This is a genomic window from Roseomonas sp. KE2513 (genome assembly GCF_016107305.1).
Lineage (GTDB): Bacteria > Pseudomonadota > Alphaproteobacteria > Acetobacterales > Acetobacteraceae > Roseomonas.
The window spans coordinates 149,643-175,802 of sequence record NZ_RCVR01000011.1; the positions used below are offsets into that span (position 1 = coordinate 149,643).

Sequence of the window (26,160 nt, forward strand, 5' to 3'; positions counted from 1 at the left end):
CGGTGGATCAGGCCGCCAGCTTGGCCGCGATCCGCGCGACATGCGCGCCCTGGAATCGGGCCCCGCCGAGGTCGTCCTCCGTCGGCTTCGCGCTGCCGTCGCTGCCCGCGATGGTGCTGGCGCCATAGGGGGTGCCGCCCTGCACCTTCGTGATGTCGGTCAGCGGTGCATAGCTGTAGGGCAGGCCCACGATCACCATGCCGAAATGATAGAGCACGTTGTTCGTGGCGAGGATCGTGCTCTCCTGCCCGCCATGCGGGCTGGCCGTGGAGGTAAAGGAGGAGCCCACCTTCCCTACCAGCGCACCGGTGGCCCAGAGCCCGCCCGTCTGGTCGAGGAAGTTCTTCATCTGCGCGGCCATGTTCCCGTAGCGGGTCGGCGTGCCGATGATGATGGCGTCGTAGCCCGGCAGTTCCGCAACCGTCGCGACAGGCGCCGCCTGGTCCACCTTATAGTGGGACTTCCGAGCCACCTCCTCCGGCACCAGCTCGGGCACGCGGCGGATATCGACGGTGGTGCCGGGCACGGAGCGGGCGCCCTCCGCAACCGCTTCTGCCAGCGCCTCGATATGGCCGTAGCTGGAGTAGTAGAGGACCAGGACCTTCGCCATCCGATGAGCTTCCTTTCGATACGGGATCTGCGCGGCGCCCGCGAAACAGCTTGGGGTGCCGCCGCAACGATGGTCGGGACTTAGGTGGCTTCGGCCCGGCGTCAAAACCCGGGAGGCGGATAACCGTCATTCACGCTGCGGCATGACAATAGCGTCATCCCGCTCTGCCAAACGTGCCGCGCCCGCGTTCGGCGCCTCATGCAAACCCCGTCAACGATTGCGCGTATCGACGCGCGAGCCGGCCTGCAGCGGCGGGTCTGGATGGCCTCCCGCATCGCGTGGCGGGTCATGGTGGCCGTGCTCCTGCTCGCCGCCGGAGGAGCCTTCGGTGACGGCCCCCTGGCGGAGGCCGAGGCACGCGCCGCCGATGGCAGCATCAGGGTCGCCTACGACCGGTTTCAGCGCTCGGATGCCGGCTCAACCCTCGACCTCCGGCTTGCAGGAGGACAGGGCAGCGAGGCGCGCTTCTGCCTCGATCACGCCTTCGGGCTAGCCTGGCAGGTCACCCTCATCGAGCCCGCTGCGGTGCGGGAGGAGCTGGACGCCGGCGGCACCTGTCATGTCGTGGCGCTTACCGCCGCGCCGCCGGCGGCGCCGCTCATCCGCCTGCGGGTCCATCCCCGCCACGCCGCGCTGCGGATCGAGGGCGCGGTGTATGTCCCCGGCGGCGACCCCGTGCGCATACAGGCGCTCGTCTGGCCATGACCGACATCATTTTCCGCACCGCCATCGCCTGGCTTGGCCTCACCATCCTGCTCCGCCTCTCCGGCCGGCGGACCTTGGGAGAAATGAGTGCGGTGGACCTCGTGGTGCTGCTGATTACCGGTGACATGATCCAGCAGTCCCTGCTCGGGGACGACGCGAGCCTCACCAGCGGCTTCGTGGTGATCATCACCCTGCTGACGCTCACCATGGCCTACGCAAAGGCCAAGGCTGTCTGGCCCGGGGCAGCGCGCCACTTCGAGGGTGTCCCGACGGTGCTGATCCGCAACGGCCAGCCGGACGAACGGCAGATGGCGAACAGCCGCGTTGCCATGGATGAGATCCTGGAGGCCGCCCGCCTGCAGGGCATCACGGAGCCGGAGGAGATCCGTTTCGCCCTGCTGGAGGTGAGCGGCCAGATCAGCATCATCCCGCGCGCCCCGACCGGGCGCGCCTAGAGGCTCAGCCCGCCTTGGTCAGCGCGTCGAAGCGCTTCAGGCGCTCGATCAGCGCCGGCATCTCCCGCAGCGGGATCATGTTCGGCCCATCGCTGGGCGCGTGGTCCGGGTCCGGATGGGTCTCGATGAAGACCATGGCCACCCCTACCGCCACCGCTGCCCGCGCCAGGACAGGGGCGAATTCCCGCTGCCCGCCGCTGGACCCGCCGAGGCCGCCCGGCTGCTGCACGGAATGGGTGGCGTCAAAAACCACGGGGTAGCCCGTCCGCGCCATGATCGGCAGCCCGCGCAGGTCGGAGACGAGGGTGTTGTAGCCGAAGGAGGTCCCGCGGTCGCAGAGCAGGATATGCTCGTTGCCGGTGGAGGCAATCTTGGCCGCAACGTTCACCATGTCCCAGGGCGCGAGGAACTGTCCCTTCTTCACGTTCACGGCGCGCCCGGTGCGGCCGGCCGCCAGCAGCAGGTCCGTCTGGCGGGAGAGGAAGGCTGGGATCTGCAGGCAGTCCACCACCTCGCCTACCGGCGCGCACTGCGCGGCGTCGTGCACGTCGGTCAGAACCGGCAGCCCGGTGCGGTCGCGCACCTCGGCGAGGATCGACAGCCCCTCCTCCAGTCCCACGCCGCGGGCGGCCCCGGCGCTGGTGCGATTGGCCTTGTCGAAGCTCGACTTGAAGACCATCCCGACGCCGGCCTCCCGCGCCATGGCCGCGAGGGCCTCGGCGCATTCCAGCGCGTGCGCCCGGCTCTCGATCTGGCAGGGGCCGGAGATGAAGGCGAGCGGCAGGTCGTTCCCGACCTGCACGTTCCCGATCGAGACGGTGCTCATACGAGGCGCGCCTGGCGCACCGCCGCCCCGATGAACCCTGCGAAGAGCGGGTGCGGGTCGAAGGGCTTGGACTTCAGCTCGGGGTGGTACTGCACCCCGACGAACCAGGGATGGTCCGGCCGCTCCACGATCTCAGGCAGCACGCCGTCGGGCGACATGCCGGAGAAGCGCAGGCCCGTCTGCTCCAGCTTGTCCCGATAGTTCACGTTCACCTCGTAGCGGTGGCGGTGCCGCTCGCTGATCTCGGCCTTGCCGCCATAGATCGAGCGCACGAGCGAATCCTCCGCCAGCAAGGAGGGGTAGGAGCCCAGCCGCATGGTGCCGCCGAGGTCGCCGCCCTCCTCGCGCCGCTCGAGCTGGTTGCCGCGCTTCCACTCCGTCAGCAGGCCCACCACGGGGTCCTCGCAGGGGCCGAACTCGGTGGAGGAGGCGTGGGGCAGCCCCGCCTGGTTCCGCGCGGCCTCGACCACGGCCATCTGCATGCCGAAGCAGATGCCGAAGAAGGGCACCTTCTGCTCCCGCGCGAACTGAACCGCGCGGATCTTGCCCTCCGAGCCGCGCTCACCGAAGCCGCCGGGGACGAGGATGCCGTGCACCCCCTCCAGCCGCTTCGTCGCGCCCTCGCCCTCGAAGATGGAGCTGTCTACCCAGTCGAGCCGCACCTTCACGTTGTGCGCGATGCCACCATGGGTCAGCGCCTCGCCGAGCGACTTGTAGGCGTCGAGCAGCGACATGTACTTGCCGACCACGGCGACCGTCACCTCGCCCTCCGGTTGCTGGAGGGAGGCGACGATCCGGCGCCAGCGGGAGAGGTCGGGCTCACCGTAGACCGACATGTCGAAGTGCCGCAGCACTTCCCGGTCCAGTCCCTCCGCATGGTATTGCAGTGGCACGGCGTAGATCGAGGTCGCGTCGAGCGCCGGGATCACGCTCTCGGGCCGCACGTTGCAGAAATTGGCGATCTTGCGCCGCTCGTTCTCCGGAATCGGCCGATCGCTGCGGCAGAGGAGGATCTGCGGCTGAATGCCCAGCCCTAGCAGCTCCTTCACGCTGTGCTGCGTCGGCTTCGTCTTCAGCTCGCCGGCGGAGGCGATCCAGGGCACGAGCGTCAGGTGCACGAAGATGCTGCGGCGCGGGCCCAGCTCGTTCGCCAGTTGGCGCATCGCCTCGAGGAACGGAAGGCTCTCGATGTCGCCGACGGTGCCGCCGACCTCCACCAGCACGAAGTCGTAGTCCTCGACCCCTGCGGTGATGCCCTCCTTGATGGCGTCGGTGATGTGCGGGATCACCTGGACAGTTCCACCCAGGTACTCGCCGCGCCGCTCCTTCGCGATCACGTCGGAGTAGATGCGCCCCGTCGTCCAGGCGTCGGCCTGGTTGGCATGAACCCCGGTGAAGCGCTCGTAATGGCCGAGGTCGAGGTCCGTCTCCGCGCCGTCGTCGGTCACGAAGACCTCGCCGTGCTGATACGGGCTCATCGTGCCCGGATCGACGTTGAGATAGGGGTCCAGCTTCCGCAGGCGGACCTTGTAGCCGCGCGCCTGCAGGAGGGCCGCAAGGGACGCGGCGGCGATGCCCTTGCCGAGGGAGGAGACCACGCCGCCGGTGATGAATACGTACCGCGTCATGGGAGACCCTCATAGCAAGCGTTTGGGCGCCGCGGCCAGGGGCCGCGGACGCAGGGAAGACATGCACGACCCCTCCTTGCGAAGGGCCGCCGTCGGAACGGGTTAGTTGTTCGGCACGCTCGGCGCCGGCGGCAGCGCGGGCAGCGCCGGGGCGGCAGGTGTGCCACCGGCAGCGGGCGCGCCGCCGGGCGCGGCACCCGGGGCGGCGGAGGGCGGCGGCGCGTCGAAGATGGAGCGCTGCCGCCCCGTTCCCTGGTTCATCAGCCCGAGCGCGAGGGCGAGCGCCATGAAGATGGCCGCCAGCACGCCCGTCGCCCGCGTCAGCAGGTTGGCGGTCCCCCGCCCGGACATGAAGCTGCCCATGCCCTGGGAGGAGCCGATGCCCAGCCCTCCGCCCTCGCTGCGCTGAAGCAGCACCACCCCGATCAGGGCGGCGGCGACGAAGAAGTGCAGAACGAGAAGGACGGTGATCATGGCGGCCGGGTTCTAGCCCCGTTACGTCCCCGGGGGGAAGGGCAAAGCCCTCCCGGCCCCGGCTTGGTGGTTCAGGCCGGCACCGCCGCCGCAATCGCCAGGAAATCCGCCGCCTTGAGGCTCGCCCCACCGACCAGAGCCCCGTCCACGTTCGGGAGCGCCAGGATGGAAGCGGCGTTCGAGGGCTTCACCGAACCGCCGTAGAGCAGCCGCGTCGTCGCACCGCTTCCGGGGAAGCGCCCCACCAGTTCCGCCCGCATCCGCGCGTGCATGGCCTCGATGTCCCCCTCCGTCGGCGTGCGGCCGGTGCCGATCGCCCAGACGGGCTCGTAGGCCACCACCCCCTTGGCCTCCGTGAAGCCCTCGGGCAGGGAGCCCGCGATCTGCGCGGCCACCACCGCCTCCGCCTCGCCCGAATCGCGCTGGGCCTCCGTCTCGCCGACACAGACCACGGGGATCAGCCCCGCCTCGATCGCGGCCTTGGCCTTGGCCTTCACCAGCGCATCGGTCTCGCCCCGGTCCGCCCGCCGCTCGGAATGGCCGAGGATGACGTAGCCGCAGCCGGCATCGGCCAGCATGGCGGCCGAAACGTCGCCGGTATGGGCGCCGTTCGGCTCCGCCGCGCAGTCCTGCCCGCCGATCGCGACCGGCTTCCAGCCCATGGAGGCCGCGGCGACATGCAGGTGCAGGAAGGGCGGGCAGATGAGCAGGTCCGCCCCGCGAACCTCCTCCAGCCCGGCGCGCACGCCCTCCGCGAGGGCGGCCGCATCGCGCAGCGTGCCGTTCATCTTCCAGTTGCCGGCGATGAGGGGGCGGACTCCGGGCGTCATGATCTCTCTCCTGGGCTTGGCGCCGCGTATCGGGGCGCCCCGCTTTTGGCAACCGGCGGTTCGGCGATCCGGCGTTTGGCAAGGGCCCCCGGTTGCGCTACGGGCTGCGCCTTCTCCCGCCTTCAGGTCTCAACGCCAATGATCACCGCGTTCCGCCGCCTCGCCGGCACCTGGTTCGCCAAGGGCCTGTTCATCCTCCTGGTGCTGTCCTTCGGCATCTGGGGCATCGAGGACGTCGTCCGCAATTTCGGGCGGGACAACGCGGTGGCGCGCGTCGGCGGCCAGCCGATCGAGCTGACCGAGGCCCAGAACGCCGCCCGCCGGGAGGGCCAGCGCATCCAGCGCGAGCTCGGCCCGCGCTTCGAGCCGAACGACGCCTTCCGCAACGCCGTCGCCCGGCAGGCGCTGGAGAACCTCATCGCCGGCCGCGCGCAGAACCTGGAGGCGCGGCGCATGGGCGTCGGCGCCTCGGTGGACGCGATCCGCGCCTATACCTTCTCCATTCCCTCCTTCCAGGGCGCGGATGGCCGCTTCAATCCGCTGATCCTGAACCAGTTCCTGCGCCAGAACGACCTGACCGAGGCCGACTTCACCCGCCTCGTCGCCTCGGACCTCGAGCGCCAGCAACTCGTCGGCGCCGTGCGGGCCGGTGCCCGCTCGCCGGAGGTCCTCACCCGTCAGCTCCTCGCCTTCGCGGAGGAGAAGCGCAGCGCCGACGTGGCCGAGTTCCCGCTGCTGAGTGCCCCCGAGGTGCCCGAGCCGACCGAGGCGCAGCTGACCCGCTTCCACGAGAACAACCCCGCCCAGTTCTCCTCCCCCGAGTACCGCGAGGCCGCCCTCGCCCTCCTCACGCCCGAGGTGCTGCTGCCCCGCGTGACCGTGACGGATGCCGAGGTGGAGGCCGGCCTCGACGCCGAGCGTGAGCGGAGCGGCACGCCCGAGCGCCGCACGGTCGAGCAGGCCCTCGTCTCTACGAAGGAGGCGGCGGACGCGATCCGCACCGCCTGGCAGGGCGGCGCCGACCTCGCGACGATCAAGGCCCAGGCCGAGGCCGCCGGCGGCTCCGCCCTCGAGATGGGGACGGTCACTCGCGCCGAGATGCCCGTAGAGAACCTCGCCGCCGCTGTCTTCGGCGCCCCCGAGGGCGGCGTGGCCGAACCGGTGCAGAGCCCCTTCGGCTGGCACGTGATGAAGGTGACGGCGATCCAGCCCGGCGCCGAGCCGCCGCTGGACGAGCTGCGCGCCCGCACCCGGCAGGCTCTCGCCCTAGAGAAGGCCGCCGATATGACTTTCGAGGAGGCGAACAAGCTGGAGGACGCGCTCTCCTCCGGTGCGACTGTGGAGGAAGCCGCCCAGCGCTTCGGCCTCACCCCCGCCCGCGTCACGGTGGACAAGGACGGCAACGGCCGCGACGGCCGCCGCGTGGAGCTGCCCGGCGGCCCCGCCGCCCGCGCCGCCGTGCTGGAGGCAGTCTTCGCCAGCCCCGTCGGCAGCGGCCCGCGCGTGGCCGAGGCCGCCGGCAGCTTCGTCGCCCTCGACGTGCCCAGCTCCACCCCCGCCGCCCTCCGCCCCTTCGCGACGGTGGAGGCCGAGGTGCGCCGCGCCTGGACCCTCGACGCCCGCCGCCGCGCCCAGGAGGAGCGGGCCGCCGCCCTCCTCGCCGCCGCGCAGGGTGGCAAGGACTTCGCCGAGGCAGCGCGGGAGGCGGGCGTGGAGCCCGCCCGCATGGGCCCTGCGCTCCGTGATCCCCAGGCCGCGACGCCCAGCGGCATTCCGCCGGAGCTGCTGCCCGGCCTCTTCGCCGCGAAGCCCGGCGAGGTGACCATGGCCGCCACCGCCGCCGGCTTCGCGGTCGCGCGCCTGGCCGAGGTCGTGCCGGCGGATGTCGCGGCCGACACGGCCGGCCTCGCCCGGGTGAAGGGCGAGGTGGAGGGAACCATGCAGGACGACCTAGAGGCGCAGTTCGCCGCGGCCCTTCGCGCCCGCGCCAACGTCACCATCAACCCCGCCATGCTGGAGCAGGTCGCCGGGCGATGAGCGGAACCGAGCAGGGCTACGCCGCCTTCGCCGAGGCGCACGCCGCCGGCCGCGGCCAGGTCGTTTGGCGCGAGCGCGTGGCGGACCTCGACACGCCCGTCGGCGCCTTCCTGAAGCTCGCCGAGGGCCGGCCGAACACCTTCCTGCTTGAGAGCGTCGAGGGCGGGCAGAGCCGCGGCCGCTACTCCGTGATCGGCCTCGCGCCCGACCTTGTCTGGCGCTGCCGGGATGGGAGGGCCGAGATCAACCGCCACGCCCTCTCGGCTCCCCACGCCTTCGCGCCCGAGGAAGCCCCGCCGCTCGAAAGCCTGCGCGCCCTCATTACCGCCTGCCGCATGGATTTGCCCCAGGGCTTGCCGCCCCCCGCCGCCGGCCTCTTCGGCTATCTCGGCTACGACATGGTGCGGGAGATGGAGCGCCTGCCCGCACGCACGCCGGACGTGCTCGGCATCCCCGACGCCGTGCTCGGCCGCCCCACCCTCATCGCCGTCTTCGACCATGTGCGGGACGTGCTAACCCTCTGCGCCCCCGTCCATGCCGACCGCGGCGAGACGCCGCGCGCCGCCTGGGAGTCGGCCCAGGCGCGGCTGGACGAGGCCGAGGCCGCGCTCGACCGCCCCGTGCCGCGCGCCGCCCCGCCGGCCGCCCTGCCCGCCCCCGGCGCCCCCAGCTCCAACTTCACGAAGGAGGGGTTCATGGCGGCGGTGGAGCGCGGGAAGGAGCTCATCGCCGCCGGCGACGCCTTCCAGATCGTGCTCAGCCAGCGCTTCCAGGCGCCCTTTGCCCTGCCGCCCTTCGCGCTCTACCGGGCGCTGCGGCGGCTCAACCCAGCGCCCTTCCTCTTCCACTTCGACTTCGGCGGCTTCGCTGCCGTGGGCGCCAGCCCCGAGATCCTCGTGCGGCTCCGCGACGGCACCGTCACCGTCCGCCCCCTCGCCGGCACCCGCCGCCGCGGCGCGACGCCCGAGGAGGACGCGGCGTTGGAGAAGGAGCTGCTGGCCGACCCGAAGGAGCGCGCCGAGCACCTCATGCTGCTCGACCTCGGCCGAAACGATGTCGGCCGCGTGTCGGAGATCGGCAGCGTGCGGGTCACCGCCCAGTTCGGGATCGAGCGCTACAGCCAGGTCATGCATATCGGCAGCGAGGTGCAGGGCCGGCTGCGCCCCGGCCTCTCCGCCCTTGACGCCCTCGCCGCCGGCTTCCCGGCCGGCACCCTCTCCGGCGCGCCCAAGGTGCGGGCGATGGAGATCATCGAGGAGACCGAGCCCTCCCGCCGCGGCGTCTATGCCGGCTGCTTCGGCTATTTCGGCGCCGATGGCGGGATGGACACCTGCATCGGGCTCCGCATGGCGCTGGTGAAGGACGGCGTCATGTCCGTGCAGGCCGGGGCCGGCGTGGTGGCCGACAGCGACCCCGAGGCCGAGTACGAGGAAACCCGCCAGAAGGCCCGCGCCCTGTTCCGCGCGGCGGAGGAAGCGGTGCGCTTCGCCGCCGTCCACAAGCGCGGCGGCTAGGGACGGCCCACCAGCCGCGGCCATGCGCCCGATGCAGGGCACCCCGGCCCGGCTTGACCCGCGGTGGTCCCTCAGCCGAAGTGAGGGCGCCATGATCCTGCTCATCGACAACTACGACAGCTTCACCTTCAACCTCGTCCACTTCCTGGGCGATCTGGGCGCGGAGGTGGAGGTCTGGCGCAACGACAGCCTGTCGGTGGATCAGGCACTGGAGATGCGGCCGAGCGCCATCGTCCTCTCGCCCGGCCCCTGCACCCCGAACGAGGCGGGCATCTGCCTCGACCTCATCGGCGCGGCCTCGAAGCGGGGCGTGCCGCTCTTCGGGGTCTGCCTCGGGCACCAGGCGATCGGGCAGGCCTTCGGCGGCACGGTGGTGCGCGCCCCCCAGCCGGTGCACGGCAAGGTGCACGAGATCACCCATGGCAACACGGACGTCTTCTCCGGCCTTCCCTCCCCCTTCCCGGCGACGCGCTACCACTCCCTCGTCGTCCGCCGCGACGACCTGCCGGAGCAGCTTGCGGTTACGGCGGAGACGGCGGACGGGCTGGTCATGGGCCTCGCCCATCGCGACCTGCCGGTCTGGGGCGTGCAGTTCCACCCGGAGAGCATCGCCTCCGCCCATGGCCACGACATCCTGGCCAACATGATGCGCCTCTCAGGCATCAACCTTCCCCCGGTGGGGCGTGCCGCGCCCCAGCCCCGGGCGGCCTGACCATGTCCCTCAAGCCTGTCCTCGCCCGCCTCGCGGCCGGGGAACGCCTTGCCGAGAGCGAGGCGGAAGCGGCCTTCGGCACCGTCATGGCCGGCGAGGCGACGCCCGCCCAGATCGCGGGCCTGCTGATGGCCATGCGCGTGCGCGGGGAGACGGTCGCGGAGATGACCGGCGCCGTCCGCGCCATGCGCGCCCGGATGATCGCGGTGGAGGCGCCCGAGGGCGCCATCGACATCGTCGGCACCGGCGGCGATGCGGCCGGGACGCTGAACATCTCCACAGCCGCCGCCCTGGTGGTCGCGGGGGCTGGTGTACCAGTCGCCAAGCACGGCAACCGCGCCCTCTCCTCCCGCTCCGGCGCCTCGGACGTTCTCTCCGCCCTTGGGGTGAACACCGACGTTCCCTTCGAACGCCTGCCGGACGTGATCCGCGAGGCCGGAATCTGCTTCCTCATGGCGCCCCGCCACCACGCGGCGCTGCGCCACGCCGCCGGGCCCCGCATGGAGCTGGCGACGCGCACCATCTTCAACCTGCTGGGGCCGCTGACGAACCCCGCGCGTGTGCGTCGCCAGATGACCGGCGCCTTCGCCCCTCAGTGGCTGCGCCCTATGGCCGAAACCCTCGGCAGGATCGGAACAGAGCACGCCTGGCTTGTCCACGGACAAGGGTTGGACGAGCTGACGGTCGCCGGCTCCTCCGATGTCGTGGAATTGAAGAACGGCGTGATCCGGGAATTTCGGGTTACGCCCGAGGAAGCGGGCCTCTCCCACCACCCAGCCGAGTCGCTTCGCGGCGGCGAGGCTGCGGAGAACGCGGAAGCGCTGATCGCCGTCCTGAAGGGCGAGACGGGCGGCTATCGCGACTGTGTGCTGCTGAACGCGGCCGCTGCCCTTCTTGTCGCGGGCCGCGCGGCGGACCTCCGGGCGGGGGCGGCGCTGGCCGCCGAATCCGTCGCCTCCGGTTCGGCTCTTGCCGCGTTGGAGCGGTTGCGGGCGGCCACATCGGCCTGACTGCCCCTCTTGCTCCCTGGCGCGGGGATGGCTGCCCCGCGGCCGGGGCACCCGCCTGCGCTTGACGCCGGGCGCGCATCGGCCCCAGGAACCGCGCATCATGGACCAGACATTTCCGGTAACCGACGCGCCCTTCTCGGACACGCTCCGGCAGATCCTCGAGGGAAAGCGCGCCGAGGTGGAGGCCCGCCGGGCGCAGTCCCCGCTGGCGGAGATGGAGAAAAGGGCCCGGCTGGCACCGCCTGTGCGCCCCTTTACGGCCTCGCTCTGCCAGGCGGTGGCCGAGATGCGGATCGGGCTGATCGCCGAGATCAAGCGCGCCTCCCCCTCCGGCGGCCTCATCCGCGAGCCCTTTGACCCCGCGGGCATTGCCCAGGCTTATGAGGCGGCCGGCGCGTCCTGCCTCTCCGTCCTCACGGACGAGCCATGGTTTCAGGGCGCCGCCGAGCACCTGCGCCTGGCACGCGAAGCGACGAAGCTGCCGGTGCTCCGCAAGGACTTCATGATCGACCCCTGGCAGGTCTTCGAGGCCCGGGCGATGGGCGCGGACGCCATCCTCATCATCATGGCGGCTCTGACCGATGCCGAGGCGGAGGTGCTGGAGGACGTGGCGCGCAGCCTCGACATGGGCATCCTCGTCGAGGTGCATGACGAGAAGGAGCTGCAGCGCGCCCTTGGCCTCGAAACGCGCTTGATTGGCGTGAACAACCGCGACCTCCGCTCCCTGAAGACTGACATCGCCGTCACCGAGCGCCTGGCGCCCCTGGTTCCCGCTGATCGCATCCCCGTCGCCGAGAGCGGCATCCGCACCCCCGCCGACGTGCGCCGCATGGCCGCCGCTGGCGCCCGCTGCCTGCTGGTGGGCGAGCACCTGCTGCGCCAGCCCGATCCCGGCGCCGCCGCGCGCGAGCTGGTGGGGGCGGCTTGAGCGGCCCCCTCACCCATTTCGACGCCGCCGGCCGGGCGGCGATGGTGGATGTCTCGGCCAAGCCCGAGACGGTGCGGGAGGCCACCGCCCGTGGGCGGATCACCATGCAGCCCGAGACCCTCGCCCTGATCGCCGAGGGCCGCGCCGGCAAGGGCGACGTGCTGGGCGTGGCGCGCCTCGCTGGCATTATGGCCGCCAAGCGCACCGCCGACCTCATCCCCCTCTGCCACCCCCTCCCCCTCTCCTCCGTCACGCTCGACCTCGAGTTGGCCGAGCCTGACGCGGTGGAGATCGCGGCGACCGTCCGCACGGCCGGGCGCACGGGGGTGGAGATGGAGGCGATGACCGCCGTCAGCGTCGCGGCGCTGACCATCTACGACATGGTCAAGGCCGCCGACCGCGGCATGCGGATCGAGGCGGTGCGGCTGGTCAGGAAATCCGGCGGCAAGTCGGGCCTCTACGAGGCGCCCTGATGATCGCCGTCTCGGAGGCGCTGGAGCGCATCCTTGGGAATCTCACCCCCACCGGGGCAGAGACGGTGGCGCTGTCCGAGGCCGCCGGCCGCGTCCTCGCCCGCCCGCTGGAGGCGCGGCTGACCCAGCCGCCGACCGACGTTTCCGCCATGGACGGCTACGCGCTGCGGGCGGAGGATGCTGCCGTCGGCGCCCGCCTGCGCGTGGTAGGCGCCTCTCCGGCCGGGCACCCCTTCGAAGGGGGCGTGGGCCCAGGCGAGGCGGTGCGGATCTTCACAGGCGGCGCCCTGCCGCCCGGCGCGGACGCCATCCTCCTGCAGGAGGACGCGACCGCGGAGGACGGCCACGTCACCCCCACTGAGGCGCCGCGGCGTGGCCGTTGGATCCGGCGCGCGGGCCTCGACTTCAGTGCGGGCGACACCCTCCTCCCTGCCGGCCGCCGACTGACGGCGCGCGATATCGGCCTCGCCGCCGCCGCGAACCATCCCTGGCTGACGGTCCACCGCCGCCCGCGCGTCGCGATCCTCGCGACCGGCGACGAGATCGTGTTGCCCGGCGAGGCACTGCCCCCCGGCGGCATCGTCTCCTCCAACGCCCATGCCCTCGCCGCACTGATCCGGGCTGCGGGAGCCGAACCGCTGGTGCTGCCCATTGCGGGCGACGATCGCGAGGCCATCGCCGCCGCCGCCGGGGCCGCCGCGGGCTGCGACCTCATCGTCACCACCGGTGGCGCGAGCGTGGGCGAGCACGACCTGGTACAGGCGGCGCTCGGCCCGCATGGCTTCTCGCTCGATTTCTGGAAGATCGCCATTCGGCCGGGCAAGCCGCTGATCTGGGGCGGGCTGCGCGGCACGCCGCTGCTCGGCCTGCCGGGGAACCCCGTCTCGGCCGTAGTCTGCGCCGTGGTCTTCCTCATTCCCGCCCTCCGCCGCCTTTCCGGACTGGCAGCAGGCCCGGTGGAGACGCGCCACGGCCTTCTCGGCCGCGCCCTGGAGGCGAACGACCGCCGCCAGGACTACATCCGAGCCACCCTCTCGCGCGATGGGGAAGGCCGGGTTGTCGTTACCCCTTTCCCCATGCAGGACAGCTCCATGCTGGCGACCCTGGCCAGGGCGGAGGCGCTGATGATCCGCACCCCGCATGCGCCGGCTGCCGAAGCCGGCACGCCGGTGGAGTTTGTGGAGCTCTCCTCCCTCGGCGTCTGAAGGCCTTTGCGGGACGGCATTGACCGACACGGGAGAACTTTAATAGAACTCTTTCGTCGGTTGCCCGTTTGTTCGTGCAAGAGACCCCCCGCCCCCAGGGAGACGCCCGGACCATGCTAACCCGCAAGCAGCACGAACTGCTCCTCTTCATCGACAAGCACCTGCGAAGCACCGGCTTCTCGCCCTCCTTCGAAGAGATGAAGGAGGCGCTGAACCTCAAGTCGAAGTCCGGCATCCATCGCCTGATCACGGCGCTGGAGGAGCGCGGCTTCCTCAAGCGCCGCGCCCACCGCGCCCGCGCGCTCGAGGTGCTGCGCGTGCCGGACAGCCTCTCGCCCCGCATGGCCGCCGCCGTGGCCGCCCCCCAGCCTGCCCAGCCCCCCTCCTTCGCGCCGAACGTCATCCGCGGGAACTTCGCGCAGAACCTGCCGGGCGCGATCCGCACGGCCAACGACGCCGCGGCCGTCCACCTCCCCCTCTACGGCCGCATCGCCGCGGGCCTGCCGATCGAAGCCCTGCGCGACGGCGGCGAGAGTGTGGAGGTTCCGGCCGCGATGCTCAGCGGTGGTGAGCACTACGCGCTTGAAGTCGCGGGCGATTCGATGGAAGGCGCTGGCATCCTGGACGGCGACACCGTCATCATCCGCCGCGGCGACACGGCCGATAACGGCGCGATCGTCGTTGCCCTGGTCGATGAGAACGAGGTGACGCTGAAGCGCTTGCGCCGCCGCGGCAACTCGATCGCCCTGGAAGCGGCGAATCCCCGCTATGAGACCCGCATCTTCGGGCCGGACCGGGTGAAGGTGCAGGGACGGCTGGTAGGTCTCGTGCGCCGTTATCATTGAGGGCTGTAAGCGCCGCTTTAGAGATACATCACTGGTAACTCCGGGGAGAGGAAGGAGAAATTCCTCCTCTCCCCGGACCCTTCACCATCATATCTTTCTTCAGGTTCGAGAGGCTTCACGGCTGGTGCGCCTCGGGTCGTGGACCGGAGGCGTCTACATGGACCGGAAGAGCGCCAGGAAGCAGAACTGGTGTCCGATCACCGCATCCGCGACGGCCATACGGGAATTCAAGGGCCTTAGGGCCTTGGCGCGTGAGGTCTGGAGAAGGCCGAGCGCTATCTGGCGCCGCAGCGCCAGCCCACCTCATTCCGTCTCCGCCCCCGGTTCCGCCTGTGCCCGCGCCCGCGGCACCGGCGCGGGCGGCACCCAGGGCCGTTCCCCCCGGTTAGCGCGGTCAGAGAGGATCTGCGCGCCGGCCGCAGCCAGCCAGATCGCGTGGGCACCGTCTCGCCAGACGCTGAAGCGGTCCACCCGCGGGGTATCGCCGCACCGCCCTCGAATGGGTTCGAGGGAGATCAGGACCGCCGCCCGGCCACAGCCCGCCTCCGCCAGCACGGGTGGAGGAGGCGGCGCGGGCCCGCGGCGAGGCGCCGGCACATCGCGTGGTGGCTGCCGAAGCAGAATGGCGGCTGCCGCGTCGGCCTGCGGGCGCAAGAGGCAGGAGACCGGCGAGCAGGCCACTCCGGGCGCCTCCCCGCTGCGCGGGAGGGGGGCCGCGTCCTCCTCGCCCCAGCTTCGCAGCCAGGATTCGCGGGTCAGGCGGCTGGCGCCTGAGGCGCGCTCGGAAAGGATGCCTGCGGGGGTCGAGACCGCGAGCATTCGTCCATCGGCGGCGATGAGGATATCGGGCGGAGTGGTGACCAGGCCGGAGAGAAGGCCGGCGGCCATGACCGGCAGCCCTGCCCATCGCCAGGGCAGTCCCCAGAGGCAGAGCCAGCAGAGCCCAAGCGCGAAGAGACCGAGCCCCCAGGCCGGAATGGGCGGCGCCGCGATGGCTGCGCCCGGCCAGGCCGCGACCGTGCGCCCGACGAGGAGCGTGGCGTCCACCCCCCAGCCCATCACGGCGAGTGCCGGCCCCTCGAGCCCGAGCGGCATGAGAAAGGCCGCCAGCATCCCCGCGGGCATGACGATGAAGGAGGTGAGCGGCACGGCGATCGCGTTGGCGGCCACGCCGTAGAGCTGCAGCCGCCCGAAATGGTGGAGGCCGAAAGGCGTGGTGGCCGCGCCTGCGATCAGCGAGGTCGCCATCAACCCGAACACCACCAGCGCGGCCCGGCCCGGGGCACCCATGGCACGCAGCCGTTGAGTCAGCCCGCGCATGCCCTCTGCCGCGGCGATCAGCGCGAGCACCGCGGCGAAGGACATCTGGAAGGACGGGCCGACCAGCGCCTCCGGGGCGAAGAGCAGCACCACGCCTGCGGCCAGGGCCAGGGCCCGCGGCGAGAGCGCCCGCCGCCCCGTCAGGATCGCCAGGGTGGCCAGCGCGGCCATGGCGAAGGAGCGCAGCATCGGCACGCCCGCGCCCGTCAGCAGGGTATAGGTCCCGACAAGGGCGAGCCCGAGCACCGCCGCCGCGCCCTTGGAATCGACGCGCAGCGCGAGCCAGGGGATCGCGGCTATGGCTGCGCGCAAGGTCACGAAGCCGAGTCCGATGACGATGGCAACGTGAAGGCCCGACGGCGAGAGGAGGTGCGCGAGGCCCGCATCCCGCAGTGCTGCCAGCGCCGGAGCTGGGATCGCGGATTGGGAACCGGTGAGAAGCGCGGCCGAGACCGCCCCTGTCTCCCCCGGCAGGGCGGCCGAAACGCGGGCTTCGATGGCGGCGCGCAAACCGGCGAACATGGGTGCCCCGGCACGCGGCGTGACCTCGGCCGGGTTCAACGCGAAGCCGGAACCCGCCAGCCCGGAGAAAAAAGCGGCGCGCTGGAAGTCGAAGGCACCGGGATAGGCCGGCGGCATCGGTGCCCGCACGAGGGCGCGGACAGTGACGTCGTCCCCCGGCGCCGGGCGCGCGGGGTCGTTGTTGCGGAGCCTCACTCGGATCGCCCGTTCCAGCGGCGGCCCGTCTCCGAGGCGCGGCGCTTCGAGCGTCACGCGGCGCCCCTCCGGCAGCAGGTCCACCGCGACCACCCGGCCCGAGACGACGGCGGCGGTGCGCGGCAACTCCACCAAGGGGGCCGCGGCGCGCGCATGGAACAGGGCGGCCGCGAAGCCGAGCGCGGCGACGCCCGCCAGCGCCAGCGCGGCGCCGGCCAGCGGATGCCGCCCTCGCGAGAGGAGGGAGAGAAGAAGAAATGGCCAGGGCAGCGCCATCCAGGCCGCAGCGGGTTCCGTGCGAAGCCCAAAATAGGCGAGCACCCCCGCCCCCATCGCGACCGGCAGCCATAGCGGCCAGCGGCTCCACTCGGCCGCCGCCCAGCCGGCGGCGCGCTCGGCGAGCGTCAGGGCGGGGGCGGCGAGGAGGCCTTGGGCGGCGTGGGCAGACATGTTCGGGCGCGATCCTAGAGCAAACGATCACGCGGGCGTGAGGGGTCAACAGCGGCTTTCCGCGTGATAGAGGGGCGCATGACCGTCCGAACCCGCTTCGCCCCCTCCCCCACCGGCTATCTTCACATCGGTGGGGCGCGCACCGCCCTCTTCAACTTTCTCTTCGCGCGCCACCATGGCGGCCAGTACCTTCTGCGGATCGAGGACACGGACCGCGCGCGCAGCACGCCCGAGGCGGTGCAGCAGATCCTGGACAGCCTCGACTGGCTCGGCCTCTCGCCCGACGAGCCGCCGGTGATGCAGACCTCACGCGAGGCGCGGCACGCCGAGGTCGCGCGGGCGCTGCTGGAGAAGGGCGCCGCTTACCTCGCCTACGACACGGCGGAGGAGTTGGTGGCGATGCGCGAGCGCGCCCAAGCCGAGGGCCGCCCCCCCCGTTACGACGGCCGCTGGCGTGACCGCGACCCGTCCGAGGCGCCCGCCAGCGTCGCGCCCGTCATCCGCATCAAGGCCCCGCGCGAGGGCGAGACGGTGGTGCGCGACCTCGTGCAGGGCGAGGTGCGCGTCGCGAACAGCGAGCTGGACGACATGATCATCCTCCGCTCCGACGGCACGCCCACTTACCTCCACGCCGTGGTGGTGGACGACCACGACATGGCCATCACCCACGTCATCCGCGGCGACGACCACCTGACCAACACCTTCCGGCAATGCATGGTCTATGACGCCATGGGCTGGGAGCGGCCGGAATTCGCGCATATCCCGCTCATCCACGGGGCGGACGGGGCGAAGCTCTCGAAGCGCCACGGCGCGGTCGGCGCGCTCGAGTTCCGCGACCAGGGGCTGCTGCCGGAAGCGGTGTGCAACTACCTCCTCCGCCTTGGCTGGGGCCATGGCGACGAGGAGTTCGTGCCGCGCGAGCGGGCGATCGAGCTGTTCGACTTGAAGGATGTCGGCCGCGCTGCCTCCCGCATGGACTACGCGAAGCTCATGCACCTCAACGGCCAGTACATCCGCGCCGCCTCGCCCGAGGCGCTGCTGCCGCGCGTGCTGGAGCGGCTCGGCGAGGTGACCGAGATGCAGGCGGCGCGCGTGGCCGCCCTCATCCCCGACCTTCAGCCCCGCGCCCGCAGCCTTGCCGAGATGGCCGATGGCGCGCGCTTCGCTCTCGCCAACCGCCCGCTGAAATACGAGCCCAAAGCCTCCCTCGCCCTTGAGGACCACGAGGCGCGGAAGCGGCTGTCGGCGCTGGCGAAGGCGCTCGCGGGCGTGGGATGGGAGCGGGCGGCGCTCGACGCCGCGCTGCGCGCCTTCGCGGAGGCGCAGGGCGTGAAGCTCGGCCAGGTTGCCCAGCCGCTGCGCGCGGCGCTCACCGGCAGCCTGCAATCCCCGCCGATTGACGCGGTGCTGGCGGCGCTCGGCCGCGAGGAGAGCCTGGCCCGCATCGGCGATGGGGCGGAGGGAGTCACGCTCGTCGGCGGCTGAGCGCCCCGGGCTCCGTGATCTCGGCCAGGGCGGCGAGGAGGCGTTCCAGCAACGCCTCCGTCAGCGCCGGCAGGCGCCGGTCGCTCGGCACGCAAACGGCGAGCACGGTGCGGGACGGCGCCGCCTCGTCCAGCGGGCGCCAGACCAGCTCGCCCCGCCGCTCGTCCGCCAGCACGTCGAGCCGCGAGAGGAAGGCGACGCCGAGCCCCGCCCGCGCCATCGCGCGCATCGGCAGCACGCGGTTGCATTCGGCAAGCGTCATCAGGTTCACCCCCGTCGCCTGCACGGCCTGGGAGAGTTCCCACCGGTCCGCGATGCTCGCGTCCGGCACGATGGCGGGCCAGGCGGCGCAGTCCCGCAGGCTCAGCCGCTCGGCAGCCGCTAAAGGATGATCGGGCGCCACGACCGCGCCCATCGGAAAGTGGAAGCGCCGCACCACACGCGCGGGGCCTGGCTCGGCCGGGTTGAAGCAGGCGCCGAGATCGGCAGTGCCGTCCGCCAGTGCGCGCAACACGCCCTCGGCGTCGGACATGGTGACGGCGAAGCTCGCGCGGGGCGATTCGCGGCGGAATGCCGTCAGCAGCGGCGGCAGCACGGCCTCGGAGAGCGCCTCCCCCACCGCCAGCCGCACCGTGCCGCTGCCGGGGCCGCGCATGGCCTCCAGGCTTTCCCGCAGCTGCCGCTCGTCGCGCCGCCAGAGCCGGAGCCGGTGCAGCAGCATCTCCCCGGCCGAGGAGAGCCGAAGGCCCCGTGGCAGGCGCTCGAAGAGCGGCAGGCCGAGTTCGGCTTCTAGGTTCAGGATCTGCCGGTTCACCGCGGAGGGGGCGAGCGCCAGGTGCTCGGCCGCGCGGCGGATGCCGCCCTGCCGGGCGGTCTCCTCGAAGCAGCGCAGGGCCTGGGTCAGCAGCGGCACGCCTTCGGCTCCGTCCGTTGCATTTATCGCAACGGTCCGGCGCAAATTATGTCATGGAATTGATCGGTCAAGGACGGCAGATTGCGGGCTCCGTCCCGCAGGTGTTTCGCCATGACCGCCCTCTCCCGCCGCCTGGTCCTTGCCGCCCCCGCGGCCCTCGCGCTGCCCGGCCCTGCACGCGCCCAGGCCAAGCCGCTGCGCGTCGCCTTCCTCTGGATTCCCAATGTCGAGTACGCCGGGCTCTGGGTCGCGCTGGACCGCGGCTACATCAAGCCGGCGGAGCTGCAGTGGCAGCCGGGTGGCCCGAACGCGACGGCGCCGGTGGTGACCGTGGCCGCCGGTGGGGCGGATGTGGGCTACGTTCAGCTCCTGCCCTTCCTTGACGCCATCTCGCGGGGCAACGAATTCGTCCTGCTGGCAGCGACCTTCCAGCGATCGCCGCTGGGCGTCATCTCCCGAGGCGACAAGCCGATCCGCGCGGCTTCCGACCTGCCGGGCAAGAAGATCCTTGCCCAGGGCCCGAACGAGCGCACGGCGGTGGACGCGGTGCTGAAGCTGAACAAGCTCGAGGGCGGCGTGGAGTTCGTGCCGGCCGGCTTCTCGCCCGAGCCGCTGCTCGCGCGCCAGGGCGACGGCTACACGGGCTTCGAGACGAACCAGGTCGTGACGCTGGAGCGGATGGGCCAGACGCGAGGCCGCGACTTCGACTTCGTCTCGATGGATTCGATGGGCTACCGCTCCTACGCGAGCATGATCTTCACCACCAAGGCCTTCCTCCGCTCCGACCGGCCGGCCGTGGTTCGCTTCCTGGCGGGCCTCACGCGCGGCTGGGCGGAGAACGCGGCGGACCCGGCCGTTGCCGCGCGGCTGGCGGTGCGCAACTACGGCCGCGACCTCGGCCTCGATCTCGACCAGCAGACGCGGCAGAACGCGATCCAGAACACCTTCCTCAAGTCGCCCGAGAAGCCGGACGCGCCGATCCTCTCGCTCGACAAGGAGGTGCTGGCCGGCCCGATGATGGAGGCCGCCCGCGCCACCGGCCGCACCAACCTGCCGGCGATCGAGGACTTTACCGACTTCACCGTGATGGAAGAGGTGCATCGCACCCTGGCGAACGGCTGATCCCATGGAAGCGAACACCCCGCCCCGCCCGGTCGACCTGCTGGTCGAGGGCTGCGACCTCGTCGCCTTCGACGCCGCCGACACCGTGTTGCGCGACGCCGCCATCGCGGTGACGGACGGCGCCATCGCCTGGGTCGGCCCCGCCGCCGAGGCCCGCGCCCGCTTCGCGCCGCGCGAGCGGATCGACGGCCGCGACCGCATCGCCATGCCCGGCCTGATCGACAGCCACATGCACACCGCCCAGCAGTTCCTGCGCGGCAAGCTCTTCGAGATGTCGCGCCGCGGGATCGGCATGCGGAACCCGATCTGGAAGAACTACTACATTCCCTTCGAGGGGATGCTGGACGAGGAGGACGTGCGCCTCTCCGGCCTCGTCGCCTATGCGGACATGCTGAGCACCGGCACCACCTGCTTCGCCGAGGCCGGCGGCCCGCGCCCGGACATCATGGGCGAGGCGGCGCTGGAGGCGGGCATCCGCGGCGTCATCGCCCTCTCTACCGTGGACATGGGCACGGGCATTCCGGACAGCATGATGCTCACGACCGACGAGGCGCTGCGCCGCAACGTCGAGCTGGTGGAGCGCTGGCGCCAGAAGGGCGAGGGCCGCGTAACGGCGAGCCTCGCGCTGCGCCAGATCATGGTCTGCACCACCGACCTCATCCGCATGATGGCGGAGGAGGCGCGGCGGATGGGCGCAATGATCCACACCCATCTCTGTGAGGGCTCCTACGAGATCGACTTCTCGCTGGAGCGCTTCGGGATGCGCCCGGCGGAGTATCTCGACAGCATCGGCTGCATGGGGCCCTTCCTGCACGCGGCCCATGCCATCATGCTCTCGCCGAACGAGATGGACCTGCTGGTCAACAACGACGTCTCGGTCGCCCACTGCGCCTTCAACAACTACGCCATCGGCCACCCGCGCGTGATCGAGATGCTGCGCCGGGGCATCCGCCTCGGCCTTGGCACCGATGGCGCGGCGGCGCTCGGCACGATGGACATCTTCCAGGTCGCGCGCTGCGGGCGCATCGCCCAGCAGTGCATCGGCGGCACCTCCTGGCACGAGCGCTTCTCGATCAGCGGCGAGACGGTTCTGCGCGCGGGCTGCGCCGGCGGCGGCCGCGCGCTCGGCCTCGATATCGGCTCGCTGGAGGTCGGCAAGCGCGCCGACATCCTGCTCGTGCAGGCCGACGATCCCGACCACTTCCCGGTCTATGATCCGCAATTCACCGCCGCCAATACCGTCGTCGGCCGCGACGTGCGGACCGTGATCGTGGACGGGCGCGTGGTGATGAAGGAGCGCGAGTTCACCGCTCTCGACACCGAGCGCCTGCGCGCCCGCCTGCGCGAGCGCCACACCGCCCTGATGGAGCGCTTCGAGGCCGCCGTCATATGACGGCGGGGGCCGCCATCGCGCTCGCCGACGTCACCCGCCGCTTCCCCCTGAAGGGCAGCCGGGAGGGCGTGCTGGCGCTCGACCGCGTGACGCTCGACGTGCGGCCCGGCGAGTTCGTGGCGCTGCTCGGCCCCTCCGGCTGCGGCAAGTCCACGCTGCTGCGGATGACCGCCGGCCTCGACGCGCCGAGCACCGGCACCGTGCGCGTCGGCGGCGAGGCGCCGGCCGCGATCGCCGCACGCCAGGGCTTCGGCGTCGCCTTCCAGGACCACGCGCTGCTGCCCTGGCTGAGCGTGCGGGACAACATCGCCCTGCCCTATCGCGTCGCTGGCCGGCGGGTGGATACGGCCCGCGTCGCGGACCTGATCGCCCTGGTAAAGCTGACAGGCTTCGAAGAGGCCTTTCCGCGCGCCCTCTCGGGCGGCATGCGCCAGCGCGTGAACATCGCCCGCGCCCTCGTGCTCGAACCCGCCGTGCTGCTGCTGGACGAGCCCTTCGGCGCCCTCGACGCGGTGACGCGCCGGCACATGAACCTCGAGTTGCAGCGCATCTGGACAAGGACGCGCACCACCACCCTGCTGGTAACGCACGCGGTTGAGGAGGCGCTGTTCCTCGCCGACCGCGTCGTGGTCATGACCGGCCGCCCCGGCCGCGTGGCGCAGGACCTGCCCGTGCCCTTTCCCCGCCCGCGCCCCGTGGAGGTGATGCGCGAGCCCGAGTTCCACCGCCTCTCCGACGGCCTCGTCGCCGCGCTGGAGCCGGAGGCGGCGGAGCCTTGAGGATCGCCCGCGACCCGCGCGTGCTCGGGCTACTGGGCACGCTGCTGCTCTGCCTTGCCTGGGAGGCGATCGGCGCCTCCGGCCTCGGCGGCTTCACCTGGCCGCCGCTCTCGCGCGTGATCGCTATGCTGGCGGACCCCGACCGCTGGGACCTGTTCGGCCGCGCGGCGGGCGCGACCCTCTCCGCCGCGCTCACCGGCTACGCCCTCGGCGCCGCGGCCGGCATCGGCCTCGCGGTGCTCACGCATCTCCTGCCGCCCCTCGCGCCTGGCGCGGACAGGCTGGCGGCGGGGATGAACGCGGTGCCCAGCGTGGCCCTCGCCCCGGTCTTCCTCGTGCTGCTGCCGGCGGGCGGGACGCCGGCCACGCTCTCCGGCATCGGCGTCATGTTCCTCGTCTACGTCGCCACCGCCTCCGGCCTGCGGGCCGCGGGGGCGGCGCACCAGGACCTCTTCTCCGTGCTCGGCGCGCGCCCGGCCGTGCGGCTGCTGCGGCTGGAACTGCCGGCGGCGCTGCCTTCCATCTCTACCGGCCTCCGCCTCGCGGTGCCGGCGGCGCTCATCGGCGCGGTCATCGGCGAGTGGTTCGGCGCCCCGCGCGGCCTCGGCGTGCTGATCGTCAACGGAATGCAGAACTTCCAGATTGTCCTGCTCTGGAGCGCCGTGCTGCTCGCGGCCCTTCTCTCCCTCGCCGGCTTCCTCATCGCCACCGCCGTGGAGCGCGCCGTGCACGCGCGGTTCCGCTGATGCGCGCCCTCTCCGCCCTTATGCGGGACTGGTGGGGGGTAGGGCTGATCCTCCTCGCCTGGCAGGCCTGGGTGGTGGTCTCGGGTCTCAACGCCATCGTCATGCCGCACCCGCTCGACGTGGTGGCGGACCTGGCGACGGGCATGGGCGACTACCTGCCAGCGCTCGGCGTCAGCCTCTCCGCCGCCATGGCCGGGCTGGTCGGGGGCTTCGCGCTGGGGCTCCTGCTCGGCATCCTCACCTGGGCCTCGTCGGTCGCGGCGGGGATGCTGACGCCAGTTACGGTCCTCTTCTCCTCCGTGCCGGTTGTCACGCTCATCCCGGTGCTGGCGCGGCTCTTCGGCTACGGGCCGGGCACGGTCGTCGCGATCACCGTGGTGATCTCCTTCTTCCCGGCCTTCGTCTTCTCCTCCGCGGGGCTGCGCGCCCTGCCGCCCGGCAGCGCGGACCTGTTCCGGGTACTCGGCGCCTCCCGCTGGCGGGTGCTCGTCTCCCTCGCCCTGCCCGCCGCCATGCCGAGCCTCGCGGTCGCGCTGCGGATCGGAGCCGCCCACGCGCTGCTGGCGGCGATGGTTGCGGAATACCTCATGGGCAGCTCCGGCCTCGGCGCCATGTTTGCCGCCGCCAAATCCGAGCTGCGGACGGAGCGCGCCCTGGGTGCCAGCCTCGTCGTCGCGGGCGTGTCGCTGACGCTCTATCTCCTCTCCCTACGCGCGGAGCGCTGGGCGCGAGCGCGCTTCAACTAGGCACCTTTGCAGCCGCTTGTATTCACTGGCCGAATAGACAGCATCCATGCCTTGAAGTGGATCGGGCGACCCTGCGGGTGCATATACCCGCCACAAGACGACGACGTAATGCCGCCGCCATCCACTAGGGATATGAGCGATGTCAGTTTCCATGCTTGCCCGCAGCCTTCGCACCCTCGGCCTTGCGGCCGCCGTGCTGGGCTCCTTCACCGCGCAGGGTGTCTCCGCCCGCACGCTCGACACCATCGACGGTCCGATCACCGTTCCCGATACCGTGCCGGTGCAGACCCGCACCCCGCTGTCCTCCCCTTCCAAGACCCCTGCTCAGATCTTCCTGGAGCGGAGCGGCGCCACGGGCGGCGACGGGCAGCACGCCTGAACCGGCGGGCCGATTACCCGCTTTGAACGCGAAGGGCCGCCGGCATTGCCGGCGGCCCTTTTCACACGAGCACGGTTGGTCGCCCGCGCGGTACGCGGAGACCGGCCCCGGACTCAGGCCGCCCGAACTTCGGCAAGGAAGGCGTTCACCGTCACGTTCAGGCACTCCGCCTGTTGCGAAAGATTGGAGGCGGAGGTCAGTACCTGCGCGGCAGCGGAGCCGGTTTCCACCGAGTCATGGCTGACCGTCGCGATATTGGCCGCCACTGCTTCCGTCGCGCGCGCCGTTTCCTGCACGGTCCGGGCGATCTCCCCCGTAGCCGCAGTCTGCTCCTCGATCGCGGCGGCGATGGCGATCGCGATGCTGCTCACCTCCTCAATGGTGCGCCCGACGCCGCCGATCGCCACCAAGGCCTGACCCGTCGCGGATTGGATCGCCGCGATCTGCCCGCCAATGTCTTCGGTCGCCTCTGCCGTTTGAGCGGCGAGCGTCTTCACCTCTGATGCGACGACCGCGAAGCCACGGCCGGCCTCCCCGGCGCGCGCTGCTTCGATCGTGGCGTTCAGGGCAAGAAGGTTGGTCTGGCTGGCAATATCCGCGATCAGGCGGACGACGTCTCCGATCCGCGCGGCGCCTTCCGACAGCGCCTGGACGGTGGAGTCCGTGCTCCTTGCATCCTGCACCGCCCGCGCCGCGGCCGCCGTGGCCTGCGTGACCTGCCGGCTGATCTCGCCGATGGAGGCGGTGAGCTGCTCAGCGGCCGCGGCCACCGTCTGCACGCCCGTGCTGGCCTGCCCCGTGGCCGAGAGGACGCGCCCCGCCCGCTCGCTCGTCTTCTCCGCCGTGCCGCTCAGGCCGCGTGCCGTCGCCTCGAACTCCCCGAGGCAGAAGACAGGCTCCGGACCATCTCGCCCGCCTGCGCCTGGAAGCCTTGCACGAGGCCTTCCATCCGCGCGGCCCGCGCCTCGCGGGCCGCGCGGGCCTGCTCCGCTTCCGCGCTGAGGCGCCGCTGCTCGATGGAGTTCACCCGCAGCACCTCGACCGCAGCGGCCATCTCGCCCACCTCGTCCGCACGGCCACGGCAAGGAACCTCGATGTCGAGTTCTCCGGCGGCGATGCGTCCGACGTTGCCGGTCATCTGCCGCACCGGCAGCACCAGGCGCCGCAGCAGCAGCACGACGCCGGCGATCGCCAGTGACAGGGCGATCCCCGCCAGGGCGAGGCTCGCCAGCGACCGCAGCCGCGCCCCCGCCGCGGCCGCGGCCGCGTCGCCCTGCGCGATGGCCGCATCCAGCGCCGCGTCGCGCAGAGCAAGCACGGGGACGAGCGCCGGCACGGTCCAGCGCGCGAACTCTGCCGGGCTGGAGGGCCAGACCGGGGCCGCGGACTTGCCGTGCGCCGCCATCGCCGCCTCCACGAAGGCGCGGTAGCGCGGCTCGATGCCGCGGACATACTCGGCCTCAACCTTGTCCAGAACCTCCAGCAGAGGCGCCTCGCCCCGCGCCAGCGTCAGCCGCCGCGCATCCTCCATCGCGCTTCCGATCCGGCCATTCACACGAATCGCGCCCGACAGCGTCACGTCGGTGATCGGCTGGCCCGCCAGCCACGCGTTGATCTGCAGGCTGCGGCCGCCCATCTCGTTCCGCACCGCCATCACCCGGCCAGCGATCTCCACGAGGGTCGCGAGCGGCGGGGCGGCGCGCAGGATCCTTCCCTCCGCCGCCCGGGCAGCGCCCTCCAGCCCCGCAATGACCTCGGCTCGGCCGCTGATCAGATCGGCAACGAGCTTCGGATCGCCCTGCTGACCGTTGCGGGCGACCAGCTCGGCGACGCGGCGGCGGAGGGGTGCGAGCTTGCG

26 protein-coding genes are annotated in these 26,160 nt (G+C 72.0%); 17 read left to right on the forward strand and 9 right to left on the reverse strand.

The window, feature by feature from the left end; genetic code table 11:
* Positions 1–7: 7 nt before the first annotated feature.
* Entirely contained in the window at positions 8–610 is a 603-nt protein-coding gene (gene wrbA / locus D9599_RS13565; protein ID WP_198381761.1) for an NAD(P)H:quinone oxidoreductase, read from the reverse strand.
* Between the two features lie 261 nt (positions 611–871).
* On the opposite strand from wrbA, the gene D9599_RS13570 reads away from it, so the two are divergent.
* Positions 872–1,315 (forward strand): hypothetical protein, encoded by a 444-nt coding sequence (locus D9599_RS13570; protein WP_198381762.1) that lies wholly within the window; start codon positions 872–874, stop codon positions 1,313–1,315.
* Positions 1,312–1,770 carry a DUF421 domain-containing protein gene (locus tag D9599_RS13575; RefSeq protein ID WP_198381763.1) on the forward strand — a complete coding sequence of 153 codons (459 nt, stop codon included), beginning with the start codon at positions 1,312–1,314 and terminating at the stop codon, positions 1,768–1,770. The genes D9599_RS13570 and D9599_RS13575 overlap by 4 nt, the downstream gene beginning before the upstream one ends.
* Before the next feature lie 4 nt (positions 1,771–1,774).
* Here the strand turns inward: D9599_RS13575 and kdsA are convergent, their stop codons facing one another.
* The 4 genes from kdsA to tpiA all read right to left on the reverse strand — a co-directional run bounded on the left by kdsA (position 1,775) and on the right by tpiA (position 5,528).
* Complete coding sequence (kdsA, locus tag D9599_RS13580) at positions 1,775–2,596, reverse strand: 3-deoxy-8-phosphooctulonate synthase (RefSeq protein ID WP_198381764.1); 822 nt, start codon at positions 2,594–2,596, stop codon at positions 1,775–1,777.
* Positions 2,593–4,224, reverse strand: a complete 1,632-nt coding sequence (locus D9599_RS13585) for a CTP synthase (protein WP_198381765.1) — start codon at positions 4,222–4,224, stop codon at positions 2,593–2,595. Before D9599_RS13585 ends, kdsA begins: the two co-directional genes overlap by 4 nt.
* A 102-nt stretch (positions 4,225–4,326) precedes the next feature.
* The gene (gene secG / locus D9599_RS13590; RefSeq protein WP_198381766.1) at positions 4,327–4,698 is read right to left on the reverse strand and encodes a preprotein translocase subunit SecG; all 372 of its coding nucleotides are present in this window, start codon (positions 4,696–4,698) and stop codon (positions 4,327–4,329) included.
* A 71-nt stretch (positions 4,699–4,769) separates the two neighbouring features.
* Positions 4,770–5,528, reverse strand: coding sequence for a triose-phosphate isomerase (tpiA, locus tag D9599_RS13595; protein ID WP_198381767.1), 759 nt, complete (start codon positions 5,526–5,528; stop codon positions 4,770–4,772).
* Between the two features lie 138 nt (positions 5,529–5,666).
* Between tpiA and D9599_RS13600 the strand changes: the two genes are divergently transcribed.
* The 8 genes from D9599_RS13600 to lexA all read left to right on the forward strand — a co-directional run bounded on the left by D9599_RS13600 (position 5,667) and on the right by lexA (position 14,252).
* Positions 5,667–7,565: a peptidylprolyl isomerase gene (locus tag D9599_RS13600; RefSeq protein ID WP_198381768.1), complete on the forward strand. Its 1,899-nt coding sequence runs from the start codon at positions 5,667–5,669 to the stop codon at positions 7,563–7,565.
* Positions 7,562–9,079 (forward strand): anthranilate synthase component I, encoded by a 1,518-nt coding sequence (gene trpE, locus D9599_RS13605; RefSeq protein WP_198381769.1) that lies wholly within the window; start codon positions 7,562–7,564, stop codon positions 9,077–9,079. The genes D9599_RS13600 and trpE overlap by 4 nt, the downstream gene beginning before the upstream one ends.
* A 91-nt stretch (positions 9,080–9,170) precedes the next feature.
* Positions 9,171–9,791, forward strand: coding sequence for an aminodeoxychorismate/anthranilate synthase component II (locus D9599_RS13610; protein ID WP_198381770.1), 621 nt, complete (start codon positions 9,171–9,173; stop codon positions 9,789–9,791).
* A gap of 2 nt (positions 9,792–9,793) precedes the next feature.
* Entirely contained in the window at positions 9,794–10,801 is a 1,008-nt protein-coding gene (gene trpD / locus D9599_RS13615; protein ID WP_198381771.1) for an anthranilate phosphoribosyltransferase, read from the forward strand.
* A gap of 100 nt (positions 10,802–10,901) precedes the next feature.
* Positions 10,902–11,729 carry an indole-3-glycerol phosphate synthase TrpC gene (trpC, locus tag D9599_RS13620; RefSeq protein WP_198381772.1) on the forward strand — a complete coding sequence of 276 codons (828 nt, stop codon included), beginning with the start codon at positions 10,902–10,904 and terminating at the stop codon, positions 11,727–11,729.
* Positions 11,726–12,202, forward strand: a complete 477-nt coding sequence (gene moaC / locus D9599_RS13625) for a cyclic pyranopterin monophosphate synthase MoaC (RefSeq protein ID WP_198381773.1) — start codon at positions 11,726–11,728, stop codon at positions 12,200–12,202. Before trpC ends, moaC begins: the two co-directional genes overlap by 4 nt.
* The gene (glp, locus tag D9599_RS13630; RefSeq protein WP_198381774.1) at positions 12,202–13,407 is read left to right on the forward strand and encodes a gephyrin-like molybdotransferase Glp; all 1,206 of its coding nucleotides are present in this window, start codon (positions 12,202–12,204) and stop codon (positions 13,405–13,407) included. Before moaC ends, glp begins: the two co-directional genes overlap by 1 nt.
* Before the next feature lie 113 nt (positions 13,408–13,520).
* A complete protein-coding gene (gene lexA, locus D9599_RS13635; protein ID WP_198381775.1) occupies positions 13,521–14,252 on the forward strand; it encodes a transcriptional repressor LexA in 732 nt (243 codons plus the stop codon).
* Positions 14,253–14,555: 303 nt separating this feature from the next.
* Here the strand turns inward: lexA and D9599_RS13640 are convergent, their stop codons facing one another.
* Positions 14,556–16,739, reverse strand: coding sequence for a ComEC/Rec2 family competence protein (locus D9599_RS13640; RefSeq protein ID WP_198381776.1), 2,184 nt, complete (start codon positions 16,737–16,739; stop codon positions 14,556–14,558).
* Between the two features lie 78 nt (positions 16,740–16,817).
* Here D9599_RS13640 and gltX point away from each other — a divergent pair, with 78 nt between their 5' ends.
* Positions 16,818–18,224, forward strand: a complete 1,407-nt coding sequence (gene gltX / locus D9599_RS13645) for a glutamate--tRNA ligase (RefSeq protein WP_198381777.1) — start codon at positions 16,818–16,820, stop codon at positions 18,222–18,224.
* Here the strand turns inward: gltX and D9599_RS13650 are convergent.
* A complete protein-coding gene (locus D9599_RS13650) occupies positions 18,205–19,137 on the reverse strand; it encodes a LysR family transcriptional regulator (protein ID WP_198381778.1) in 933 nt (310 codons plus the stop codon). The genes gltX and D9599_RS13650 overlap by 20 nt on opposite strands.
* A gap of 111 nt (positions 19,138–19,248) precedes the next feature.
* Here D9599_RS13650 and D9599_RS13655 point away from each other — a divergent pair, with 111 nt between their 5' ends.
* The 6 genes from D9599_RS13655 to D9599_RS13680 all read left to right on the forward strand — a co-directional run bounded on the left by D9599_RS13655 (position 19,249) and on the right by D9599_RS13680 (position 24,302).
* On the forward strand, positions 19,249–20,259 hold the full coding sequence (locus D9599_RS13655; protein ID WP_198381779.1) for an ABC transporter substrate-binding protein: 1,011 nt from the start codon (positions 19,249–19,251) through the stop codon (positions 20,257–20,259).
* 4 nt (positions 20,260–20,263) lie between these two features.
* On the forward strand, positions 20,264–21,652 hold the full coding sequence (locus D9599_RS13660; RefSeq protein ID WP_198381780.1) for an amidohydrolase family protein: 1,389 nt from the start codon (positions 20,264–20,266) through the stop codon (positions 21,650–21,652).
* Positions 21,649–22,431, forward strand: coding sequence for an ABC transporter ATP-binding protein (locus D9599_RS13665; protein ID WP_198381781.1), 783 nt, complete (start codon positions 21,649–21,651; stop codon positions 22,429–22,431). Before D9599_RS13660 ends, D9599_RS13665 begins: the two co-directional genes overlap by 4 nt.
* Entirely contained in the window at positions 22,428–23,177 is a 750-nt protein-coding gene (locus D9599_RS13670; RefSeq protein ID WP_198381782.1) for an ABC transporter permease, read from the forward strand. Before D9599_RS13665 ends, D9599_RS13670 begins: the two co-directional genes overlap by 4 nt.
* Positions 23,177–23,923, forward strand: coding sequence for an ABC transporter permease (locus D9599_RS13675; protein ID WP_198381783.1), 747 nt, complete (start codon positions 23,177–23,179; stop codon positions 23,921–23,923). Before D9599_RS13670 ends, D9599_RS13675 begins: the two co-directional genes overlap by 1 nt.
* Before the next feature lie 139 nt (positions 23,924–24,062).
* A complete protein-coding gene (locus D9599_RS13680; protein ID WP_198381784.1) occupies positions 24,063–24,302 on the forward strand; it encodes a hypothetical protein in 240 nt (79 codons plus the stop codon).
* 113 nt (positions 24,303–24,415) lie between these two features.
* Here D9599_RS13680 and D9599_RS13685 read toward each other — a convergent pair whose 3' ends face one another.
* Together D9599_RS13685 and D9599_RS31360 are read right to left on the reverse strand one after the other, a co-directional pair.
* A complete protein-coding gene (locus D9599_RS13685; RefSeq protein WP_309228621.1) occupies positions 24,416–25,081 on the reverse strand; it encodes a methyl-accepting chemotaxis protein in 666 nt (221 codons plus the stop codon).
* Positions 25,082–25,152: 71 nt separating this feature from the next.
* Positions 25,153–26,160 (reverse strand): HAMP domain-containing protein (locus tag D9599_RS31360; RefSeq protein WP_232480472.1); only part of this gene is annotated, 1,008 nt, incomplete at its 5' end.

Coding starts and splice junctions, on each gene's coding strand:
- wrbA (WP_198381761.1), bottom strand. CDS start 610: ATGGCGAAGGTCCTGGTCCTCTACTACTCCAGCTACGGCCATATCGAG.
- D9599_RS13570 (WP_198381762.1), top strand. CDS start 872: ATGGCCTCCCGCATCGCGTGGCGGGTCATGGTGGCCGTGCTCCTGCTC.
- D9599_RS13575 (WP_198381763.1), top strand. CDS start 1,312: ATGACCGACATCATTTTCCGCACCGCCATCGCCTGGCTTGGCCTCACC.
- kdsA (WP_198381764.1), bottom strand. CDS start 2,596: ATGAGCACCGTCTCGATCGGGAACGTGCAGGTCGGGAACGACCTGCCG.
- D9599_RS13585 (WP_198381765.1), bottom strand. CDS start 4,224: ATGACGCGGTACGTATTCATCACCGGCGGCGTGGTCTCCTCCCTCGGC.
- secG (WP_198381766.1), bottom strand. CDS start 4,698: ATGATCACCGTCCTTCTCGTTCTGCACTTCTTCGTCGCCGCCGCCCTG.
- tpiA (WP_198381767.1), bottom strand. CDS start 5,528: ATGACGCCCGGAGTCCGCCCCCTCATCGCCGGCAACTGGAAGATGAAC.
- D9599_RS13600 (WP_198381768.1), top strand. CDS start 5,667: ATGATCACCGCGTTCCGCCGCCTCGCCGGCACCTGGTTCGCCAAGGGC.
- trpE (WP_198381769.1), top strand. CDS start 7,562: ATGAGCGGAACCGAGCAGGGCTACGCCGCCTTCGCCGAGGCGCACGCC.
- D9599_RS13610 (WP_198381770.1), top strand. CDS start 9,171: ATGATCCTGCTCATCGACAACTACGACAGCTTCACCTTCAACCTCGTC.
- trpD (WP_198381771.1), top strand. CDS start 9,794: ATGTCCCTCAAGCCTGTCCTCGCCCGCCTCGCGGCCGGGGAACGCCTT.
- trpC (WP_198381772.1), top strand. CDS start 10,902: ATGGACCAGACATTTCCGGTAACCGACGCGCCCTTCTCGGACACGCTC.
- glp (WP_198381774.1), top strand. CDS start 12,202: ATGATCGCCGTCTCGGAGGCGCTGGAGCGCATCCTTGGGAATCTCACC.
- lexA (WP_198381775.1), top strand. CDS start 13,521: ATGCTAACCCGCAAGCAGCACGAACTGCTCCTCTTCATCGACAAGCAC.
- D9599_RS13640 (WP_198381776.1), bottom strand. CDS start 16,739: ATGTCTGCCCACGCCGCCCAAGGCCTCCTCGCCGCCCCCGCCCTGACG.
- gltX (WP_198381777.1), top strand. CDS start 16,818: ATGACCGTCCGAACCCGCTTCGCCCCCTCCCCCACCGGCTATCTTCAC.
- D9599_RS13655 (WP_198381779.1), top strand. CDS start 19,249: ATGACCGCCCTCTCCCGCCGCCTGGTCCTTGCCGCCCCCGCGGCCCTC.
- D9599_RS13660 (WP_198381780.1), top strand. CDS start 20,264: ATGGAAGCGAACACCCCGCCCCGCCCGGTCGACCTGCTGGTCGAGGGC.
- D9599_RS13665 (WP_198381781.1), top strand. CDS start 21,649: ATGACGGCGGGGGCCGCCATCGCGCTCGCCGACGTCACCCGCCGCTTC.
- D9599_RS13675 (WP_198381783.1), top strand. CDS start 23,177: ATGCGCGCCCTCTCCGCCCTTATGCGGGACTGGTGGGGGGTAGGGCTG.
- D9599_RS13680 (WP_198381784.1), top strand. CDS start 24,063: ATGTCAGTTTCCATGCTTGCCCGCAGCCTTCGCACCCTCGGCCTTGCG.